Source organism: Aeribacillus sp. FSL K6-8210 (assembly GCF_037963925.1).
GTDB lineage: Bacteria > Bacillota > Bacilli > Bacillales > Aeribacillaceae > Aeribacillus > Aeribacillus composti.
This window is the reverse complement of the sequence record NZ_CP150172.1, coordinates 3,992,099-4,012,922: the sequence shown is the minus strand read 5'-3', so window position 1 is coordinate 4,012,922 and position 20,824 is coordinate 3,992,099. Positions and strand designations below refer to the sequence as shown.

16 protein-coding genes and 3 pseudogenes are annotated in these 20,824 nt (G+C 40.5%); 18 read left to right on the top strand and 1 reads right to left on the bottom strand.

Annotated features, from left to right (window positions below; all coding sequences use genetic code 11):
* Positions 1-189: 189 nt before the first annotated feature.
* A pseudogene (locus tag NSQ41_RS19350) lies at positions 190-1,375 on the bottom strand (IS256 family transposase).
* Between the two features lie 279 nt (positions 1,376-1,654).
* Between NSQ41_RS19350 and NSQ41_RS19345 the strand changes: the two are divergent.
* From NSQ41_RS19345 to istB, 18 genes and pseudogenes are all read left to right on the top strand, one after another.
* Positions 1,655-3,265: an IS1634 family transposase gene (locus NSQ41_RS19345; protein ID WP_339210604.1), complete on the top strand. Its 1,611-nt coding sequence runs from the start codon at positions 1,655-1,657 to the stop codon at positions 3,263-3,265.
* Positions 3,266-3,350: 85 nt separating this feature from the next.
* Positions 3,351-4,436: pseudogene (locus NSQ41_RS19340) on the top strand (IS66 family transposase); the annotation flags it as partial.
* A gap of 326 nt (positions 4,437-4,762) precedes the next feature.
* Positions 4,763-5,158, top strand: a pseudogene (locus NSQ41_RS19335) (transposase); the annotation flags it as partial.
* Between the two features lie 127 nt (positions 5,159-5,285).
* Positions 5,286-6,296 carry a LacI family DNA-binding transcriptional regulator gene (locus NSQ41_RS19330; protein WP_339210720.1) on the top strand — a complete coding sequence of 337 codons (1,011 nt, stop codon included), beginning with the start codon at positions 5,286-5,288 and terminating at the stop codon, positions 6,294-6,296.
* Positions 6,293-7,213, top strand: a complete 921-nt coding sequence (rbsK, locus tag NSQ41_RS19325) for a ribokinase (protein WP_339210717.1) — start codon at positions 6,293-6,295, stop codon at positions 7,211-7,213. Before NSQ41_RS19330 ends, rbsK begins: the two co-directional genes overlap by 4 nt.
* 41 nt (positions 7,214-7,254) lie before the next feature.
* Positions 7,255-7,995 (top strand): glutamine amidotransferase, encoded by a 741-nt coding sequence (locus tag NSQ41_RS19320; protein ID WP_339210715.1) that lies wholly within the window; start codon positions 7,255-7,257, stop codon positions 7,993-7,995.
* Between the two features lie 31 nt (positions 7,996-8,026).
* Positions 8,027-8,887 (top strand): BtpA/SgcQ family protein, encoded by an 861-nt coding sequence (locus NSQ41_RS19315; protein ID WP_339210712.1) that lies wholly within the window; start codon positions 8,027-8,029, stop codon positions 8,885-8,887.
* A 5-nt stretch (positions 8,888-8,892) separates the two neighbouring features.
* On the top strand, positions 8,893-9,813 hold the full coding sequence (locus NSQ41_RS19310; RefSeq protein ID WP_339211671.1) for a ribokinase: 921 nt from the start codon (positions 8,893-8,895) through the stop codon (positions 9,811-9,813).
* A 20-nt stretch (positions 9,814-9,833) separates the two neighbouring features.
* Entirely contained in the window at positions 9,834-10,817 is a 984-nt protein-coding gene (locus NSQ41_RS19305) for a substrate-binding domain-containing protein (protein ID WP_339211669.1), read from the top strand.
* A 93-nt stretch (positions 10,818-10,910) separates the two neighbouring features.
* A protein-coding gene (locus NSQ41_RS19300) for an IS3 family transposase (protein ID WP_339210711.1) occupies positions 10,911-12,057 on the top strand; the annotation gives its coding sequence in 2 pieces (ribosomal slippage) (positions 10,911-11,180 and positions 11,182-12,057; 1,146 coding nt in all).
* 275 nt (positions 12,058-12,332) lie between these two features.
* The gene (locus NSQ41_RS19295; protein ID WP_339210709.1) at positions 12,333-13,064 is read left to right on the top strand and encodes an ATP-binding cassette domain-containing protein; all 732 of its coding nucleotides are present in this window, start codon (positions 12,333-12,335) and stop codon (positions 13,062-13,064) included.
* A complete protein-coding gene (locus NSQ41_RS19290; RefSeq protein ID WP_339211668.1) occupies positions 13,064-14,077 on the top strand; it encodes an ABC transporter permease in 1,014 nt (337 codons plus the stop codon). The genes NSQ41_RS19295 and NSQ41_RS19290 overlap by 1 nt, the downstream gene beginning before the upstream one ends.
* Positions 14,078-14,082: 5 nt before the next feature.
* Positions 14,083-15,108: a phosphotriesterase-related protein gene (locus NSQ41_RS19285; RefSeq protein ID WP_339210707.1), complete on the top strand. Its 1,026-nt coding sequence runs from the start codon at positions 14,083-14,085 to the stop codon at positions 15,106-15,108.
* 4 nt (positions 15,109-15,112) lie between these two features.
* Positions 15,113-16,270 (top strand): M20/M25/M40 family metallo-hydrolase, encoded by a 1,158-nt coding sequence (locus tag NSQ41_RS19280; protein WP_339210706.1) that lies wholly within the window; start codon positions 15,113-15,115, stop codon positions 16,268-16,270.
* Positions 16,271-16,353: 83 nt separating this feature from the next.
* A complete protein-coding gene (locus NSQ41_RS19275; protein WP_339210704.1) occupies positions 16,354-17,544 on the top strand; it encodes a M20 family metallopeptidase in 1,191 nt (396 codons plus the stop codon).
* A 143-nt stretch (positions 17,545-17,687) separates the two neighbouring features.
* Entirely contained in the window at positions 17,688-18,227 is a 540-nt protein-coding gene (locus tag NSQ41_RS19270) for a DUF6431 domain-containing protein (RefSeq protein ID WP_339210702.1), read from the top strand.
* 173 nt (positions 18,228-18,400) lie between these two features.
* A complete protein-coding gene (istA, locus tag NSQ41_RS19265; protein ID WP_339210699.1) occupies positions 18,401-19,906 on the top strand; it encodes an IS21 family transposase in 1,506 nt (501 codons plus the stop codon).
* Positions 19,903-20,655 carry an IS21-like element helper ATPase IstB gene (istB, locus tag NSQ41_RS19260; RefSeq protein WP_095142763.1) on the top strand — a complete coding sequence of 251 codons (753 nt, stop codon included), beginning with the start codon at positions 19,903-19,905 and terminating at the stop codon, positions 20,653-20,655. Before istA ends, istB begins: the two co-directional genes overlap by 4 nt.
* Positions 20,656-20,824: the final 169 nt, after the last annotated feature.

Below are 20,824 nucleotides of genomic sequence, written 5' to 3'. Positions count from 1 at the left end.
TAATTTATTAATGTTGCGGGTCTAAATATCGGTACTGTCAAGAATTTTGTGTAATGTAAGATAGATAGGGTATCTCTGAAATGGATTTAGATATAGAGAGGGATATTTCCTCCACACAGGAGACTGAATATTCAGTCTCCTGTGTGGAAAGAGAGAATCCCCCTTATCTCATTGATTTACATTATTTGGTTAATTGTAACGTTCTTCAAACATTCGCTCGAGGGCTTCATGTGCTTCGGCAAATCCTCGCAACTTTCGCCCTGCCCATTTCTCATTAAAATCTTGGATGGTCAAATACACGACTTTTTCAGCGGCTTCTAAACTACTCAAACTGTTCATCGGCTTTAGACGTTTCCGAATCTCTTTGATCGTTCGTTCAATGGCATTGGTCGTGTAAATCAAACTTCGAATACTGCTTGGATAATCCATAAATGTAAGGAGGACATCCAACTCATTGGCCCAAGATTGAACTTCTCTCGGATACTTGCTGGACCATTTCGACTCAAACTGTTGAAACATCTGTAACGCCATCTCCTTATTCGGTGCGCGATAAATCAGTTTGAGATCCTCTGCCACTTCAAATTGATCTTTTTTCCGCACGATTTAAGGTATTACGTACTTTGTGAACGACACAGCGCTGCACATCGGCTTTCGGATAAACCGTCTTAAAGGCTTCCTCTAAACCCGGTAGTCCATCGAATACGCCTAGAAGTACTTCCTTTACGCCTAGAAGTACTTCCTTGACGCCTCTTTTGTAGAGGTTTTGAAGAATTTCTTGCCATACATAAGCACTTTCTTGTCCTCCTACGAAGAAGTCGAGAATTTCACGATACCCTTCTTCGTTTACACCTAACACGACATAAATGACCTCTTTTTCTACCGTATCTCGACGAAGTTTCACGTACAACCCATCCAAATATAAGACCGAATATCGCTTTTGTAGAGGACGTGTGTGCCATTTCGCAATGTCTTCCTTTACCACATCCGTGATATGACTAATCGTTGTTGGTGAGTAGGCATTTCCTAAAATTCGTTCGATAAACTTGCCAATTTCACGCGTACTCATCCCACTTTGATACATTTTGATGATGGCTTCCTCGAGCCAGCCGGTATGGCGTTGGTAAGGGGTGAACAACTGCGTTTGAAATTCCCCGTTTCGGTCTCTTGGAACAGAAAGGCCTTCGATACGACCATACTGCGTATCTAGGTTTCGCTGATAGTAGCCGTTTCTCATATTTGACGTTCCAGTCTGTTCCATTTCGAGGAAATGTTTTATTTCTTCACGCATGATGAGTTCTAATTTTTCCTTTACAAACTGGCGAATCGCACTTTCCAGTTGATTGACCCAGTCTACATTCGGTATACTTTTAGACATAGGTAGGGTTCTCCTTTCTCTGGAATGTGTTGTTGGTCAAATCAGAGAATACCCTACCTTTTTTCTTTTGGTCTAGCAAAATGCTTTACACAAACTTTTATACATCATCTAAATATCTTTCACTCAAGTTTGACACCATTTCACTACATGTGGATAACTAAAGGTGATTATACCAATAGTTATCCACTTTTTTTATCGAAAATATAATCATTATGTAGTGTTATGTGGATAACTTTTGTATATCCAATAATATGTAATATATGTTATACTATTAGTGCTATGTATATTCGAATTAATAAGCAAAAAAATAAAAATGGTTCTGTTCGTCAATATCTACAAATATGTCGTACATTTCGTGTAGACAATAAAGTTCGGCAACAAACGCTTTGTAATCTAGGGAGGTTAGAACATTTATTAGAGAATGGCTCTGTCGATAACATAATCGAGGGATTAGCCAAATTTTCAGAGCGTTACTTTGACCGAATTCACGGGCAAGGGTCTTCCTCTTCTGTCTCCGTGCTTTGGACAAAAGAGTTTGGGCCGGTTTATCTGTTCCGAAAGGTATGGGAAAAGTTAGGGCTTGGTCGGCTATTACGTAAAATCATGGATGATTCCGAGACTGCTTCTCGGTATGACGAAGCCATTTTTGCCATGGTGTTAAACCGTCTCATGGATCCCAATAGTAAGCATTATATCTTCAAACAATGGATCGACACGATTTATGCAGAAGGTCTTTCAGACATTCAACTCCATCACTACTATCGTGCATTAGACTTCTTAAGTGAACAAAAAGAAAAAATTGAGGAACAACTTTATGGACATTTAACCGATTTAACCTCATTAGAAGTAGATATCGTGTTTTACGACACGACAAGCACCTATTTCGAAGGAGAGGAAGCAGACGAACTGCTGGCTCACTATGGTTACTCCAAAGATCATCGTGGAGATCGAAAACAAGTCGTGATTGGCTTATTAATGACCAAAACAGGGATTCCGATTGGGCATCAAGTCTTCCCTGGAAACATGCATGATACGAAGACATTTGGCATGGTGGTTGGAGATCTGAAGAAGCGCTATCCTATTCAGAAAGTCATTCTAGTGGGAGACCGCGGAATGGTTAGTGAAGCCAACTTAGATCAAATTCGTGAACTGGGCATGGAATATATTGTGGGTGTCAAATTACGAAAGTCGAAGAAAGCCCAAGAGCTATTATCCATCCGTGGGCCATATAAGAAGGTTCTCCCGAATCTAAAAGTGAAGTCAAAGAAAATCGATGGCGAAACGTATGTACTCTGTTACAATCCGGACGCTGAAGAACGTGATCGAGCGAGTCGTCAAGTCGTGTTAGAAAACCTTCAATCGAAGCTTGATGAACTCGGTCCATCTGGACTCGTCAAAAACCGTGCGTATTCCAAGTTTTTAACGATAGAAAAAGCATCGGCCAAAATTGATGAAGAGAAGGTATCCAATGACGAAAAGTTTGACGGAAAGTACGCCATTCGGACCAACTCGTCATTAACGGATGAAGAGGCAGCACTTGCCTATAAAGAGTTGTGGAGAGTGGAACAAGCCTTTCGTAACCTGAAGTCGAATCTAGAACTTCGCCCGATGTACCATCGAGTGGAATCTCGTATTCGAGGCCATATCATGGTTTGTTTCCTTGCGCTTGTCATGGAATCCTTTTTGGCCTATAAGCTAAAAGAAATAGGATGCCAAACAAGTGTAAAGGATATTTTGCATGATGTAAGCCAGATGAAGGCCTCGAAAATACGCGTGAATGGTGAAGAGCAAATCGTTCGTACAGAATTACAAGGTCAAGCAAATCTAGCATTTGAAGCACTTGTCACACAAGCGCCTCCTAGAGTATTAGAAAAAAACACGTGCCACTAACAAGTGTAGTGGTACGTGTTGTGGGTAAAGTCCAAAACACCAGTATTTTCGGGCTTTTCTTTAGTGTACTCTGTCAAACTTGAGCGTTACAGCACCTGCTCCAAAATCTGTGTATCCAAAAAGTTTAGCTTCACCGTCAAGCATGGCATATATTATGAATCAAAAATATGTAGAGGGGCTACCTCTATATCGCCAAGAACAACAGTTCAAACGATTAGGTGTGATCTTATCCAGGCAAACCATGGCCAATTGGATGCTTTATGGTGCCGAAAAATGGCTTGCGCCAATTTATCAACGAATGAAAGAGCATCTCCTCTCTAAAGACATTCTACATGCGGATGAAACAACTGTTCAGGTTTTACATGAACCTGGAAGGTCAAGTACATCGAAATCTTACATGTGGCTTTATCGGACTGGAAGAGAGGATCCACCACTTGTCCTTTATGACTATCAGGAAACTAGAGCAGGAGAACATGCCAAAGAATTCCTAAAAGGGTTTAAAGGATACCTGCATGTCGATGGATATGCAGGATACCATAAGGTATCCGGCGTAACATTAGTTGGATGTTGGGCTCATGCCCGCAGAAAGTTCGATGAGGCTTTAAACGTACTTCCTGAATCCAAACGTCATTCAGCAGTCACAGCTCGGGAAGGACTCAATTTCTGTAATCAGCTATTTGCCATCGAGCGTGATTTGAAAGAATGTACACCAGAAGAACGATATAAAAAACGACTTAAACACAGCCAACCATTGTTGGAGGCTTTTTCAGCATGGCTAAAAACAGAGAAAAGCAATGTTTTACCAAAGAGTCTATTAGGTCAAGCCATTACATACTGCCTCAACCAATGGGAAAAACTCGTGGCATTTTTAGAGGATGGACGATTAGAAATCGATAATAATCGAAGTGAACGATCCATTAAACCATTTGTGATCGGAAGGAAGAACTGGATTTTTAGCAATACTCCGAAAGGAGCTAAGGCCAGCTCAATCATTTACAGTATTGTGGAGACAGCAAAAGAGAATAAATTAAATCCATTTTATTATCTTCGCTACTTATTTGAAAGGCTTCCCAATATGGATATAAGCAATATGGATGAGCTTGATCAACTACTTCCTTGGTCCAAAACAATTCCTTTGAATTGTCGGGTTTTTAATAACTTATCACAATAATAGTATTTAATCCCTATCATTTAAAGGTGGGGATTATTTTACGCTTACTTTTATAGGGCTAGGAATAAAATTATTTCAAACAAGAGCGCCTCAATAAACTTTAAACTAGTTTTAATAATCGACGGATTGCCTCTTGCTTAAAAAAATAAATTCACCTAGTCTGCCATGAAAAAACAAAATGAAGATGAACACAAAATGTTTATAAAAATTTGTTAACTTACCTTACAAAGGTTAAGACTCTATTAAAAACCTTGTGATACATTATTGACAAATAAATGAGGTTTAAGAAGGCAAATGGGGTGTTTTCCCAATACGCTTTTTCAGCATGGCTAAAAACAGAGAAAAGCAATGTTTTACCAAAGAGTCTATTAGGTCAAGCCATTACATACTGCCTCAACCAATGGGAAAAACTCGTGGCATTTTTAGAGGATGGACGATTAGAAATCGATAATAATCGAAGTGAACGATCCATTAAACCATTTGTGATCGGAAGGAAGAACTGGATTTTTAGCAATACTCCGAAAGGAGCTAAGGCCAGCTCAATCATTTACAGTATTGTGGAGACAGCAAAAGAGAATAAATTAAATCCATTTTATTATCTTCGCTACTTATTTGAAAGGCTTCCCAATATGGATATAAGCAATATGGATGAGCTTGATCAACTACTTCCTTGGTCCAAAACAATTCCTTTGAATTGTCGGGTTTTTAAAAAAAGTGGTTGACAAACGCCTATAAAAACAGAAAATTTAGTTAACAAAACATTTAATAAATTATAAATATTCAATAAATTATTATTGATATTTTTTTAAAAATATGTGTAACCGGTTTTCTAAAATGTGGGTGATATGAATGAGTCCAACAATTAGAGATGTAGCAAAACTAGCAGGTGTTTCAGTGGCTAGTGTTTCGAGAGTGCTAAACTCTAAAGGTTATGTAAGTTCAGAAACAAAAGAAAAGATTGAAGAAGCTATCAAATTATTGGGGTTTGAACCCAATCAGGTAGCAAGAAGTTTAACAGTCAAGAAAACGAAAACAATTGCTTTATTTGTTCCAGATATAACAAATCCATTTTTTGCTACTTTAGCCAAAGGTGTTGAAGATCTGGCGAATTCTAAAGGATTTACATTGAATCTCTGCAATTATGGTGAACCAAGTGAGAAGAAGAATTCTCACGTAGATTTATTAAAGCAGAAGTACGTCGATGGGATTATTTTCGCTGCGGGTGTTCTTGACCCAATGGATGCTTTAAAAATCAAGAGTTCTAAGATACCATTAGTTGTCTTAGACCGAATACCAGATATGGAAACAGAATGCGTAATCCTTGTGGATAACTATGAAGGGGCAAAAAAAGCTGTTGAGCATTTACAAGATATAGGTTGTAAAAAAATCGCCCATATCTATGGTCCACAAGAAATTAGTACAGCGAGGGAACGCCTATTAGCCTATGAAGAGGCAGTCAAAAATTCTCCCTATTTTACACCAAGTTTAATCGCTCCAGGAGATTTTACAATTGAAGGGGGAAGTAGGGCGACCAATATATTACTAGACAGAAATCCAGATCTGGATGCCATTTTTGCAGGGAACGATATGATGGCTATCGGGGCTCTCAAAGCATTGCAGCGTAGAGGGGTTAAGGTGCCGGAGCAAGTTGCTGTATGCGGATTTGACGGAATTAGCCTTACGGAAGTCACCAATCCCGAATTAACTACCGTTGCTCAACCAACCTATGAGATTGGGAATTTAGCGGCGGAAACCCTAATTAACTATATTACAGATACATACTTTCATGAAAGTATCATCAAATTAAATACTTCATTGGTCATTCGAGATTCGACGAAAAAATTTGGGGTGAAAGGATGAGACCTAAAATCACCGTTATTGGCAGTTTAAATATGGATTTAGTTGTAAAATCCTCAAAGTTTCCGGATAGCGGGGAAACCATCTTGGGAGAAGGCATTCAATATTTTCCAGGAGGAAAAGGGGCTAATCAGGCGGTTGCAGCTGCACGACTTGGAGCAGATGTATGTATGATTGGCGCCGTAGGAGAGGATGGATATGGTGTTCAGTTAAAAGAATCCCTGGCAAAAGAGAAAATTGATACTTCCGCCGTTAAAATTGTAAAAGGTGAAACGAGTGGCATGGCTCTGATTTTCGTGGCTAATACTGAAAATCGAATTGTCGTACTTCAAGGTGCAAATCATCATTGCACCATTGATGATATTGTATTAAATCAAAACAAGATCCGGGATTCTGATATTGTTCTAATACAAATGGAGATTCCTTTAGAAACTGTTTCTTATGCTGCAAGTGTGGCAAAGAAATTTAATAAAACAGTGATTTTAAATCCAGCACCAGCTCAAAAGCTATCTTATGATTTGCTGAAAAATATTGATATTTTAACTCCTAATGAAACAGAATTAAAGCTTTTAACAAATGAAGAAATTAATTCTAGCGGCTTACATGATAGGATGAATATTCTTCATGAAAAGGGAGTAGACCATGTTATTACAACGATTGGTTCCGGGGGAATTATTTATAAAACCGATCAACAAGATGTGAAAGTTTTTCCAGGTTATAAAGTACCGGTTGTGGATACTACCGGAGCAGGAGACTGTTTTAATGGTGGATTGGCCTATGCTTTGGGAAAAGGTGAAACCATGATGGATGCGATTTCATTTGCTAATAAAGTTGCAGCATTATCTGTTTGTCAAAATGGCGGACAGCCAAGTATGCCTACATTAGAGGAAGTGAAAAAATTTAATTATATAACCCCATAAACAAATGGCAGAGAATGAAAAAATGAGGAGGATATAAGATTATGAAAATACTTTTTATTGGAGAATCCTGGGTCATTCATATGATTCATACAAAGGGCTATGACAGTTTTACTTCAACAAAATATGAAGAAGGAGCAACCTACTTATTGGACTGTTTGAAAGAGGGAGGGGTTGAAGTCACCTATATGCCTTCACATGAAGTGCAAGTTCGTTTTCCTAAATCTTTAGAAGAATTAAAGAGATTTGATGCGATTGTCCTAAGTGATATTGGAAGTAATACTTTCTTACTGCAGAATTCTACTTTTTATCAAATGCAGGTTGTTCCCAATGCCCTGGAGTTAATTCGAGAATATGTAGATGGCGGCGGCGGATTATTAATGATTGGAGGCTATTTGTCCTTTATGGGTATAGAGGGAAAAGCAAATTACAGAAATACAGTCCTAGCTGAAGTGCTCCCGGTTGAAATGCTTGATATGGATGATCGAGTGGAAATCCCTCAAGGGGTAAATCCAATAACAATCAAGCAGCATCCAATAACTGAAAATATTGAAAAATGGCCGACGTTCCTTGGATATAACAAATTTAAAGCAAAGGCAGATGCTGATGTATTAGTTCATATCCAAGAGGATCCTTTTATCGTTGTCGGCCGTTATGGTAAAGGAAAAACTGCCTGTTTTGCAAGTGACTGTGCTCCACACTGGGGAACAAAAGAATTTATGGATTGGGAGAACTATCCAACCATTTGGATTCGTATTTTAGAGTACCTTTCTAATAACCAATAGAATGAATTTTGATAAAGAAAAGGTGGCGTATATGTCAGATAAAATTTTTCCCGATAAGCCAAACTACCTGAAAGAAATCTTTAAAGTAGAGTGTGCGGTAATTGGTATGGTTCATCTTAGACCCTTGCCTGGTGCCCCGCATTTTAGGGGCGGCAATTTAGATGAGGTATATGATTGGGCAATAAGAGATGTAGCTGCACTTGAAGAAGGCGGAGTTGATGGAGTCATCATTGAAAACGCATGGGATCTTCCTTTTTCAAAGCCTGAGGACATAGGTTTTGAAACCGTAGCGGCCATGACCTCTGTTGCAAATAGATTGAAAAGTCAAACAGATTTACCGATAGGAGTAAATTGTTTAGCTAATGGAGCTATACAGGCCCTAGCTGTAGCTAAAGCTGCTGATTTACCATTTGTGCGGGTTAACCAATGGGTAAATGCCTACATCGCAAATGAAGGATTTGTTGAAGGAGCCTCTGCAAGAGCTGCCCGGTACCGTGCACATATCAAAGGGGAAAATATTAGGATGTTTGTGGATGTCCATGTTAAACATGGCAGCCATTCGATTATTGCAGATCGGAGCCTGGCTGATCAAACCCATGATGCGGTCTTTTTTGATGCAGATGTTTTAATCGCAACTGGGACACGAACAGGTAATGAAACAGAAATTTCTGAAGTAGAAGGGATAAAAAATTATACTAATCTTCCTGTCATTGTTGGAAGTGGAATGAATGTAAATAATGCAGAAAAGATCCTTTCTGTCGCTGATGGCTGTATTATAGGAAGTTCATTAAAAGAAGGGGGGAAATGGTGGAATCCTGTGTCAAAACAAGAAGTAGTCAAATTTATGAATGAAGTGCAAAAGGTTAGGGAAAGGGGAAATCGATTTGATTGAGTAAGGTGGATGTTATTGTCTATGGAACCATAAATATTGATTTAGTTGCCTACGTCAGCAGATTTCCACAAATAGGTGAAACATTATCTTCATTGGAATTTAAGGAGATACCTGGGGGGAAAGGGGCAAATCAGGCTGTAACAGTGCAGAGATTAGGGAAACAAGCAGCCTTGGTTGGGAAAGTGGGTACCGATTCTTATGCAAGTTTTATAAAAAAAGTGTTTGTGAATGAGGGGATTTTAACAGATTATGTTTACTCCTCTCCCAAAACCGCTACCGGTTCATCAATAGTTGTGGTGGATGAATCAGGACAAAACTTTATTATTACAAATCAAAATGCTAATAAGGAATTAACAAAAGCAGAGGTGCATCTGTCGCTGGAAACAGCCCAAAAAGCCGGCGCCGCTCTCCTTCAGATGGAGATGTCAGTAGAAGTTGCCAATTATATCATCAGCTCTTTAAAGCATTTAAATATCCCGATTTTTCTCAATTTGGCGCCTGTAGTACCAATTGATGCTCAGATAAGGAGATTGGTTGATTTCCTGATTATGAATGAAGTTGAAGCCGAGCAGCTGACGGGTTCCCCTGTAACCAATATAGAGGAAGGAAAATTAATGGTTAAAGAATTATTGGAACAGGGTCATGAACACGTGGTGATAACAATGGGAAATAAAGGAGCCATCATTGGAGAAAAAAAGATGATACAGCATGTACCATCCCCGATTGTTCAAACTGTCGATACGACTGCTGCGGGTGACTGCTTTTGCGGGGCTCTTGTAACGTATTGGTTAGAAGAACAGGATTTATTAACAGCGACAAAAAAAGCAGTCGCAGCTGCTGCGCTTTCTGTAACAAAAAAAGGGGCTCAACCTTCTCTTCCGTATAGAAAGGAAGTTGAGGATTTTATAAAATCAATCATTTCATAAGAGGAGGAATTTTTGTGGCAATGAAAAAATGGGTAAGTATTATTTTAATCGGCATGCTGGTATTTCTAATCTCTGCATGTGGTCAAGTAGACGATACGTCCAGCACCGCCAGTAAGGACAGCAATTCCAAAAAGGACGATGGTGTAACGATTGGCATGACGGTTATTAATCAGGAGGCTTTATTTTTTACAGACATGGTCAAAGGTGCTAAAGACGCTGCAAAAGAATTAGGCGTTAATTTGAATGTCTACAATGCCAATAATAATACCGTGAACCAACATAATTCGGTTGAAGATTTTATCAGTTCCGGCGTCGATGCCATCATTGTAAATGCGATTGATTCCAATGGTATGAAATCCGTTGTGGAAAAAGCAAAGAATGCAGGAATTCCTATTATTTCGGTTGACTCCGTTATTGAAAGTGATGCTGTAGATGTACAGATTGGTGTTGATAACTATGAATCCAGTGTACAGCTCGGCAAATATTTTAACGATTATGTGAATAAGGAATGGAAAGATAAACCTATTAAATTAGGTACTATCGGTGCTCTAAACTCTGAAATTCAAATTAAGCGTGAAGATGGATTCAAGGATACTATTTCTGGAAATAAAAACTTGAAAATTGTCAATACAGTAGATGGCCAAAACGTTCAGGAAAAAGCTCTTGCTGCCGCTGAAAACCTATTAACTGGTTCGCCAGATCTAACGTTTGCTTTTGCAACAGGAGAGCCTGCTTTTATTGGGGCAGTTTCAGCTGTTCGTTCTCAAAAGGCTCAAGATAAGGTAAAACTATTTGGCTGGGATTTAAGCAAACAAGTGATTGAAGGAATTGATGAAGGGTTTGTAGAAGCTGTTCTGCAACAACACCCATATGAATTTGGCAGTGAAGCCGTTAAAGCAGCCAAAAAACTAATCGATGGAGAAAAGGTAGATAAGCAAATAAATGTACCAGTATCCATTGTAACCAAAGAAAATGTAGATGAATATAGAGCCATGTTTAAGTAACAAAGTTATGCGGAACAGTGGATAGTATAGCTTTTCTATAATGCTCCCATAAGGTGAGACACATGAGCGTGATAAATAAGTTTTAATGATACCATGAAAAAAAGAAACCGATATACCGCAGAATTTAAAGCTAAGGTGGTTCTTGAGGTGTTGCGTGAAGAGCAAACCGTCAATGAAATAGCCGCCAAATATGAATTAAGCCCAGTCATGGTCAGTCGTTGGAAAGCAGAATTTCTAGAACGATCCTCGATGGTCTTTGAAAAAGGCTCAAGCGAAGTGGATAAAATCCGTAAAGAATATGAGGCCAAACAAGAAAATTTAGAGAAATTGGTAGGTCAGTTAACGGTTGAAGTTGACTGGCTGAAAAAAAAATCTGGGCTCAAATAAGTCTGTTGACGAACGAAAGGCTATGGTCGAATTCAATCACCCATCGATCAGCATCAAGCGTCAGGCACAGTTATTAGGTATTCATCGTACTAGCGTGTATCGCCAATCAAAGGGGCAAACAGAAAGCTCAGAAAACATCATGCTCATGCACGAAATGGATATGCTTTATACAGCTCATCCCTACTTTGGCTACAGGCGCATGACTGCGAAACTTCGTGAGAAAGGATTTGATGTGAATCATAAACGCGTACGCCGTCTCATGCGCCTTATGGGTATACAAGCTATTTACCCTAAACCCAACCTTAGTAAGAGGCTACATGCCAAGTACTGCCGGCCTTACCTGCTCCGTGGATGGGAGATCACCCGTCCGAACCATGTATGGGGAGTGGATATCACCTACCTTCGTATGGGACGGGGCTTTATGTACCTGTTTACCATCATCGACTGGTTCAGCCGCAAAGTGATCGATTACGAGTTATCTAGTACGCTGGAGAAAGGATTTGTCATCGACTGTCTGAAGCGGGCATTGCGTCATGGTAAGCCGGCCATCATCAATAGTGACCAGGGCAGCCATTTTACAAACGCTGACTATCTCGGGCTGTTGAAAGAGTATGGCATCCAGGTATCAATGGATGGCAAAGGACGAGCAACAGACAATAGTCGTACGGAACGATTCTTTAGAGCTTTAAAGTATGAATGTATCTATCTCAATGAATTCGAGAATCCTAAAGAGTTGCGAAAAGGCATTCGACTCTATGTTACGTTCTATAATACAGACCGACCTCACCAATCTTTGGACTATTTGACGCCAGCAACAGTGTACAAGCAACCTAAGATGGTTCAAGCATCCTAACCATCGAACGTGATGAGAGGCTTTATATGGAGAGACGGGCATGATAGGCTGTTTTAGCCATGCGATGTTATCTGTCCATCGCTCCAGCGCAAAAAATCGTGCCCGTAGAGGCTCCATGTCAAGCCTTTATCGCACACTCACCACATTCATAGCGAAAGGAGAGAATGGATAACTTAAATATTATCAATTTGTGTCTTGACAAAGGGGTGCATTACATTCCGCTTTTTTAAAAAATGGAGGTGTCAATGATGTCTAGGAGCGATATTCGTATTCAGATGAAAAATATCCAAAAAAGCTTCGGCGCTGTAAAACCGTTACAGGGTGTGGATTTAACTTTATATAAGGGCGAGTGTCTAGGTTTATTAGGAGATAATGGGGCCGGAAAATCAACGTTAATGAAAATATTGAGCGGTGTTTTAATCCCGGATCAAGGCGAGATTTATTTTGAAGGAGAAAAGGTTTCCATTAAAAAGCCAAAAGATGCAAAGAACTTACAAATTGAAACGGTTTTTCAGGACTTAGCGCTCTGTGATACATTGAATGTTGCTAACAATATTTTCCTTGGACGTGAACCGCTAAAATTCGGTGGAAGACTTATAGATAAGAAGAAATTGCACGAGAGAACCCGTGAAGAATTAGATAAGTTAGGTATTAATATTTCCTCAACCAAATTAACCGTTCAAAATATGTCGGGAGGACAACGTCAAGCTATTGCGATTGCCAGAGCAATGACTTTTCAACCAAAAGTATTAATTTTGGACGAACCCACAGCAGCTCTTGGAGTAAAAGAGGTAAATATGGTGTTAGGATTAATAAATAAGGTAAAAAAAGCAGGTGTCAGTGTCATTCTGATTACGCACCGCCTTCAAGATTTATTTGAAGTTTGTGACCGCCTTATGGTTCTGCATGAGGGAAAATGCATCGATAACCGTCCGATTGATCAATACACACTCGAAACAGTCATTAGCTCGATAATGGGAAATCCAGAGGGGGTGCAGGTATCTTGATGAGCAAAGAGGAAATGAAGAGAAATGGTTTAAATCTTGAACAGTACACATTTCATACAAAATTATTTTCATGGATAAGTGAACATAAGCAAATACTGAGTATTTTCTTTATATTATTAATTCTTTCTACTTACTTTGGAATGACAACAAGTTCCTTTTTTAGTTCCTCAAATTTTATGAATTTAATCCAACAATTAGCCCCCAATTTAATTGTAGTGGTAGCCATGACCTTTATTATTACAACTGGGGGCATCGACCTCTCGGTTGGTTCTGTAATTGCCTTATCAAGTGCGATTACGGCAACATTGTTAGATTCTGGAATGAATAGTTCTATCACATTCATTATCGTTCTTCTGGCAGGAGTGGGTGTAGGTCTTTTAAATGGCTATATTTCAGCCTATCATAATATCCCGCCATTTATTGTAACCCTATCGTCGATGATTTATGTAAGAGGAATCTCACTGCTCATTACAGGAGGATATTCCATTGCTATTTCAAGAGAACATGGATTAACGAATATTGGAATAGGGACATTATTTGAGATTCCTGTTTCAGCGTTGATTGCCATTATCATCGCTATTCTTGGAGCAATTGCTCTAAAGAGCAGCAGGTTTGGTATATATGTAACGGGAATTGGAGCCAATGAAGAGTCCGTTAGACGTTCAGGTGTAGATACCCGAAGAGTAAAACTATTAACCTTTGTGTTAAGTGGAGGGGCAGCTGCACTTGCGGGACTAATTATTTCTTCAAGGTTAGGGTCTGGTTCTTCAAACCTTGGAACTATGTTCGAATTAGATGTGATTGCAGCGGTGGTACTTGGAGGCACCTCATTAATGGGAGGAAAAGGTACCATGATTGGCTCCTTAATCGGAGTTGCCATAATTGGAGTGATCAACAATGGATTGACACTTATGCAAGTTTCTCCTGATATTATTCAAATCATTCAAGGATTGGTATTATTGTTGGCTGTAATCTTAAATATTCGAGTCTTTGGTTATCGTAGAAAGGGATGAGGAAGATGGCTTTCGTACAAACGGTACAAGGTAAAGTGGATAGTAAAGATTTAGGAATCACTCTTATGCATGAACACTTATATATTGATCGATCACATCTTTGGGAAGATCCCAATGGACCTACGAAACAATTTGCCGACCAGCCTGTTTCGATGGGGATACTAGGTAAATTAAGGTTAAATCCTTATAGTAATAAAGATAATGGCTTAATGATCGATGAAGAAGTGGCGGTAAAAGAAGCTTTGGAATTCTATTACGCTGGTGGAAAGACCATTGTGGATGTTACCCCTGTCGGCATTGGCAGAGATCCAAGGGCATTGTATCGTTTATCAAGGAGAACGGGCTTAAACATTATCATGGGTTGTGGATATTATCTGGAAAATAGCATGCCGTCATATGTCAAGGATTGGTCAATTGAAGAAATTGAGAATGATATTCTTTCAGATTTGGAAGTTGGAATTGACGGTACTGACATCAAGGCAGGTATCATTGGCGAAATCGGCATTAGTCCTGATATGACTGAACTTGAAGTAAGGGTTTTACGTGCAGCGGCACGTGCCCAGAAAAAGACAGGGCATGTCTTAACCATCCATCTTCCCGGATGGGAACGCTATGGACATAAAGTTCTTGATATAGTCGAAAAAGAAGGCGGATCCGTACACAAGACTATTCTGGGTCATATGAATCCAAGTATGAATGATGTTGAATACCAAACGTCTCTAGCTAAAAGAGGTGCCTTTTTGGAATATGACATGATTGGAATGGACCTTTTATTCCCGGAAGGTCAATCTCCTTCGGATGAAGAAAATGCTAAAGCCATCATTCATTTAATAGAAAAAGGATATGGAGAATCACTACTTCTCTCCCAGGATGTATTTCTAAAAATTTGTCTTAAAACGTATGGAGGATGGGGCTATTCGCATATTCTGGAAAATTTTGTTCCACGTTTAAGGAAAATGGGCGTCTCCCAAGAAGAAATTGACACATTGCTCATTGATAATCCACGACGAGTTTTTGATAGAGAGAGCTGAGAACGTGAATGATATTCAACAGGATCAATTAAAGAAGTGGTGGGAGAGTCTTGTCGGTTTCGGTCCGCGGGTAATGGGAAGTAATGGAGCAAAAGAGGCAGTAAATTATCTTATCCATGAACTGAACCATCTAGGAATAGCGGTTGAAATCCAATCTTTCACCTATCCTGGATGGGAGCTGGTGTCTTTTTCAGAATTATACATGGAATCACCTGTTGGGGAAATGATAGAATCCTATCCGGCTCTTGGAAGTCCTGGTGGTAAGGTAGTTCAAGGCCGACTCGTGGAAATAGGAGAATCCGTGATTTGGGACATGTACAATTGGCCTCGCTTTGGTGTTTTTGCTCAAGACGGAAATATTGCAGCCTATATTAGTGCACGCCAAGGAGGTAAAGCCCTATCGCAAACATTGATTATGAGTCATAATTCGAAGCCGCATCTTTTTGTTGGTGAAGATACGTATAGACGTTGGCAAGAAGAGTTAAACCAACAGAAAGAAATAAGAGTGAGTTTTGAGCTCGAAGTTATTCAAACACCAAATAAAGAAGGGCAGAATATTTGTGTTAAATTTTCTGCCAATCCTATTCCAAAAGAAGTAAAGCCTTTTAAGATTATAATTGGTGCTCATTATGACACGATGTATAATACAAAAGGTGCTTATGATAATACTTCGGGAGTAGCCGTTTTATTAGCGCTCATTCAATGGCTTCAAAATCAAAAGCTGCCTTTTCAGATAGAGTGTGTCTTCTTCGGAGCAGAGGAGTTTGCACTTGCCGGCAGTAACGCCTTTGTGGAAAAACTGACAAAAAGTGAATGGGAAGAAATTGATTTGATGATCAATCTTGATGGATTTGGCCGGGGAGAAGAATTGGAATGCTGGGTGGGGGCCGATTGGTTAGAACAGATGATTTGGCAGAAGCTGAACAGCAATCGTCTTTTTCCCCGTTGGAAAATGAAAAGTCCTCCTCCTCCAGGTTCAGACCATACTCCATTTTTCAAAAAAGGCATACCTGTTGTTATGTTTACGGTTAATGACCAGGAAATCATCCATTCTGAAAGAGACATTCCTAATCGATTCATATTCCTGAATATGATGAAAGCATTAGAGTTTTTGAAAGGATTTTTAAGCCAGGATTTATTGGAATTTAAGGGAGAAGTGTGATTTTCAACCAGGAAATGTGATGGAATCGACATTTGGAGTAGTTATTTAAGACTACTTCTTTTTTTTTAAGGGAGGTAAGGTGCATGATAGATTGTTCGAAGATTTTTGACTTGATTGATGAAAAAGACGCAATAGCATTTTTGCGTTCACTAATTGAAATCAACAGTGTAACCCTTATAGGTAATGAAAAAGCTGTTTCAGATGCCATTATAAATCGTTTGAGGGGGTATAATTTTGAAATAGTTACGGATGTTTTATCAGATAAAAGGGAAAACCTCATTGTATCGTACAAAAGTTCGAATCATGATAAGAATTCAAAAGCACTCATCTTTAGCGGGCACCTGGATACCGTACCACCTGGAAATGTAAAGTGGAATCATCCTGTTTTTGGTGGAGTATTAAAAGGAAATAAACTGTATGGCCGAGGTTCAACCGATATGAAAAGTGGAGTAGCATCCATGATTATTGCCTTAGAATGTTTGAATAAAGCGCAGATTCCATTAAACGGAGAACTTCGTTTTGTTGGTACGGTTGGTGAAGAGGTTGATTGTATTGGTGCCAAAAGAGTTGTTGAAAAGGGGCAAATTGACGATGCTGCTGCAATTGTTATAGGTGAACCAACAGCCAATAAGATTAAAATTGCCCATAAGGGAGTTCTTTGGTTGAAAATCTCAATTTTTGGAAAAACAGCTCATGGCTCGATGCCTTCACTTGGGGTTAATGCCATAATGGGCATGAACGCTTTTATCAATGAGCTGAAGGACTATTCCATTCCATTTGAAAGCCATGATATATTAGGAGAATCTACCATAAATATCGGAACCATTCATGGCGGCGTGAGTACAAATGTTGTACCTGATCAGTGTACAATCCAATTAGATATACGAACAGTGCCAGGACAAAATCATGAGGACATTGAAAAAGACATTCGTAATTTATTAGAAAAAGTCACATTACAAAATTCTATGACTTATAAATTGGAAAAGATTAATGATTTAGCATGTGTACATACGGAATCCAATCATCCCTTTATTAAACTTGCGAAAGACACACAAAAAGCTTTATTCCAGATAAAGGAAGATGCAGGTGGTGTAAACTACTATACGGATGCTTCGGTGTATTCTAAGCATTTACCTGAAGTGCCGGTATTGATTTATGGACCAGGAGAACCCCAAATGGCTCACCAGCCGGATGAATGGGTAGATATACAGAATTACTTGGATTCCATTCGATTTTATATTTCTCTGGCTGTTCAATATTTGGGTGAAATGTAAGTTACCCCCTTATTGTAAACTTTCATTTTATCTCATCTAAAAAGAGTACGATTTTTTCAAATTCCTTCGGAATCATCTTTGCCATCCTCTGAAAAAATGTGCTAAATTTTTTGTGAATTATTTCATAGGGGGATGGAGGATCTGTGATCTTGATTCATGATTTTGGAGTCGATCTCGAAACCTATCATGAATTAGGAAAAAACAATGACTTTCCTATGGTGGAGGAGTGCCCACATTGTCATGCGAAGCATTTTCTTCATCGCCATGGTTTTTATGAACGGAATGCCATCACCGCAGAAAAGGAATATCGTCTCTTGATCTGCCGTTTTCGTTGTTCGATTTGTTTCCAAACGGTATCCATCCTCCCTCACTTTCTTCTCCCATACTTTCAACATACGACTCGTACCATCGTTCAGTGGCTCCATGATGTGCTTCATCAAACCGGCACAAATCCATCAAAAAGACAACTCATTTCTTTCTATCTCCGACGATTTATCCAAACAATTTCATGGATTTATATGTATTTTGCTTCGGTGAAGGAATCTTTCGGTTGGGAGCGAGATACCCAACAACAAGCTTGTCGATCGATCGGGAAAATCCAACAATGGGGAGAGGAACGGTTTGTCAAAGAGTCGTGGGGGTATTTGTCGACCTACTTTATGGCACATTGTTTTGGACGATAAGGAAGCGCATCTAGGTGTTGAGGTCGTCCCACATGTTTAGTGCAAAATGAAAGTACAGAGTTCTGCAACAAAAAAGTGCAGAGCTTCATGGCATAAAAAAAGGCTTGCCAGCTCCTAAAATACCCTCTACTGTTTAAGGTTGTGAAGAACAAAACAGTGGAGGTAATGAAAGGATGCTAGCAATGCCTGAAATTCATCATATCAAACATTTGCGTGAAAAGAAAGGGTTATCGCTTTCCGAAATTGTCCGCAGGACGGGATTTAACTGGAGAACAGTCAAGAAATATGCGGATGGAGACATTTCGGTCAGACAAAAAATAAAGAGAAAACGGGGAATGATGGAGGAAGAAGGATACGGTCAAATCATTGATGACTGGCTGGAGGAGGACGCCAAACTGCCAAGAAAACAACGGCGGACAAGCAAGAAGATGTACGAACAATTAAAGCAGGAACATGGCTTTAAAGGGTCTTATCGAACGGTTTGCGCCTACGTTCAAAAACGAAGACATCAGCTTAAGCTGGAGAAGGAACAGCGTTACGAGAGGCTGGAACACCCTCCGGGGGAAGCGCAGGTGGATTTCGGCACCATGTCCGTTGTGACGAAGGAGGGAAAAGAGGAAGACCGATCAATTCTGATTTTGAGCTTTCCGTACAGCAACGCCGCGTATGCGTATCCATTGCCAGCGGAAAACAGCGAATGTTTTCTTTACGGGCTCACTCAGCTGTTTCGCCAAGCCGGAGGCGTCCCGAGAAAACTCCGCATCGACAATTTGGCGGCGGCGGTGGTTTCGATCCGAAAAGGAGGCGAACGTCAATATACTGAAGCATTTGAGCGATTCCGGCTTCATTACCGGTTTGACGTACAGGCGTGCAATCCGTATAGCGGACACGAAAAAGGGAATGTCGAACGGAAAGTTTACTATACTCGTCAACACTGCTTTGTCCCTGCTCCGTTGATCAAGGGGGATGAAGAACTGGCGGAGTGGCTGCATCGCAAGATGATCGAAGATCGAGCCCGCCCCCACTATGAAAAAGGGAGAACCATTGAGGAATTATGGCAGGAAGAACAAAAGGAGTTGCTTGTCCTGCCGGAGAGAGATCTCCCGATCTTCTCCTTCCACCACGCCAATGTCAATAAATACGGGGAAGTAACGGTGGATGGGGAGGCGTTTGTGGTTCATGGGATCCCGGTCCCCAACCGTGTCCTTGTCAAAAAGGAATGGGATCGTTTCATGGTTTTGTCCCAAGAAGGGGAGGTGTACCTGGAAGCGCCAAGGCCGTACACGAAAAAGCAACGGGAGCTCCCTTGGAAGGACATTTTGGCGGAATGGGCGCAAAAGCCCCGGGTGGTGGAGTATTCGCGGTTTCGAGTTTACTTACCGGAGGCCATTAGGAAATACTTCATGGAACAACCGAAACAGACGGCTTCACGCATTCGAGGGGTGCAGAAGCTGCTGGACCGGTACACCGTCTATGAGATCGCTCAGTGGCTTGACAAGTATCAACGGTGGGATTTGGCGCCCCATGAGATCGGGGTGTTGATGGAGGCGAAGCGTTCGGAGTATCCCGCGAAATGGGAAGAAGCCGATACCCCTTCCGTTTTAGTCGACTATGAAACCGATTTACATGTGTATGATCAACGTCTTTGTCCGTCAAGGGAAGGGGGAAGCCGGGCATGAAGATGGATTTAAAAGAGATTTGTAAAGCCCTGCATTTGGCGTACATCGCAGATCGATTCGAGGAGGTGGCCTACGAGACCAAGGAACAGTTTTTGCGTGATGTGTTGGCGTTGGAGCTGTCGTTCCGTCAGAAAGCAAAACAGGCTCGTTTGATCAAGAAGGCGAAGTTCCGGGAGTTGAAATGGCTCAAAGATTACGAATGGTCGGATCAGATTCATTGGCCGACCACGACCTCGAAGGAAGAACTTTGCGACCTTCGCTTTTTGGAGCAAAAACAGAACGTCCTGCTTTTAGGTTCGCCGGGAACAGGAAAAACCCATCTCGCCACCGCATTAGGATTAAAAGCGTGTGAACGGGGCCATGAAGTTCGGTTTTTCCGTGTCGCCGATCTTGTCGACCAGCTCGAAGAGGCGTTAAAAGACGGCACCCTCGGACGGCTCAAACGGCAAATCGACACATGCGAGCTGTTGATTTTGGACGAACTCGGCTATGTACCTTTCCAAAAGCAGGGATCGGAACTGCTGTTTCACATCATTGCCGATTGTTATGAACGAAAAAGTGTCATCGTGACATCGAATTTAGAGTTTGGACAGTGGAATCGAGTGTTTGGGGACAACCGCCTGACGGCAGCGCTGGTGGATCGTTTGGTCCATCACGCCCACATTCTCGCGTTTACGGGTGAGAGCTACCGCTTGCGGCATGCGCTTTCTGCCGTTCAGTCGCTCCCTTCTCACTCAGTTGAAAGGTAAATTCATTGAGCCGGCAAGCCTATGTATTTTTTCTTGCAATTCTCTGCACTTTTTTGTTGCAGAACTCTGTACTTTCATTTTGCACTAAACAGGTATAGATATTTCAGAAGTGAAATTAATGGAAGAGTACGCAACATCCCTCAATTTTAAAGAAGTATTTGAATCCGGA

Excerpts from the sequence above, each read along its gene's own strand:
- NSQ41_RS19330 (WP_339210720.1), top strand. The coding sequence starts at position 5,286 with ATGAGTCCAACAATTAGAGATGTAGCAAAACTAGCAGGTGTTTCAGTG.
- istA (WP_339210699.1), top strand. The coding sequence starts at position 18,401 with ATGCTAGCAATGCCTGAAATTCATCATATCAAACATTTGCGTGAAAAG.
- NSQ41_RS19320 (WP_339210715.1), top strand. The coding sequence starts at position 7,255 with ATGAAAATACTTTTTATTGGAGAATCCTGGGTCATTCATATGATTCAT.
- NSQ41_RS19285 (WP_339210707.1), top strand. The coding sequence starts at position 14,083 with ATGGCTTTCGTACAAACGGTACAAGGTAAAGTGGATAGTAAAGATTTA.
- NSQ41_RS19275 (WP_339210704.1), top strand. The coding sequence starts at position 16,354 with ATGATAGATTGTTCGAAGATTTTTGACTTGATTGATGAAAAAGACGCA.
- NSQ41_RS19305 (WP_339211669.1), top strand. The coding sequence starts at position 9,834 with ATGAAAAAATGGGTAAGTATTATTTTAATCGGCATGCTGGTATTTCTA.
- istB (WP_095142763.1), top strand. The coding sequence starts at position 19,903 with ATGAAGATGGATTTAAAAGAGATTTGTAAAGCCCTGCATTTGGCGTAC.
- NSQ41_RS19345 (WP_339210604.1), top strand. The coding sequence starts at position 1,655 with ATGTATATTCGAATTAATAAGCAAAAAAATAAAAATGGTTCTGTTCGT.
- NSQ41_RS19295 (WP_339210709.1), top strand. The coding sequence starts at position 12,333 with ATGAAAAATATCCAAAAAAGCTTCGGCGCTGTAAAACCGTTACAGGGT.
- NSQ41_RS19290 (WP_339211668.1), top strand. The coding sequence starts at position 13,064 with ATGAGCAAAGAGGAAATGAAGAGAAATGGTTTAAATCTTGAACAGTAC.
- NSQ41_RS19315 (WP_339210712.1), top strand. The coding sequence starts at position 8,027 with ATGTCAGATAAAATTTTTCCCGATAAGCCAAACTACCTGAAAGAAATC.
- rbsK (WP_339210717.1), top strand. The coding sequence starts at position 6,293 with ATGAGACCTAAAATCACCGTTATTGGCAGTTTAAATATGGATTTAGTT.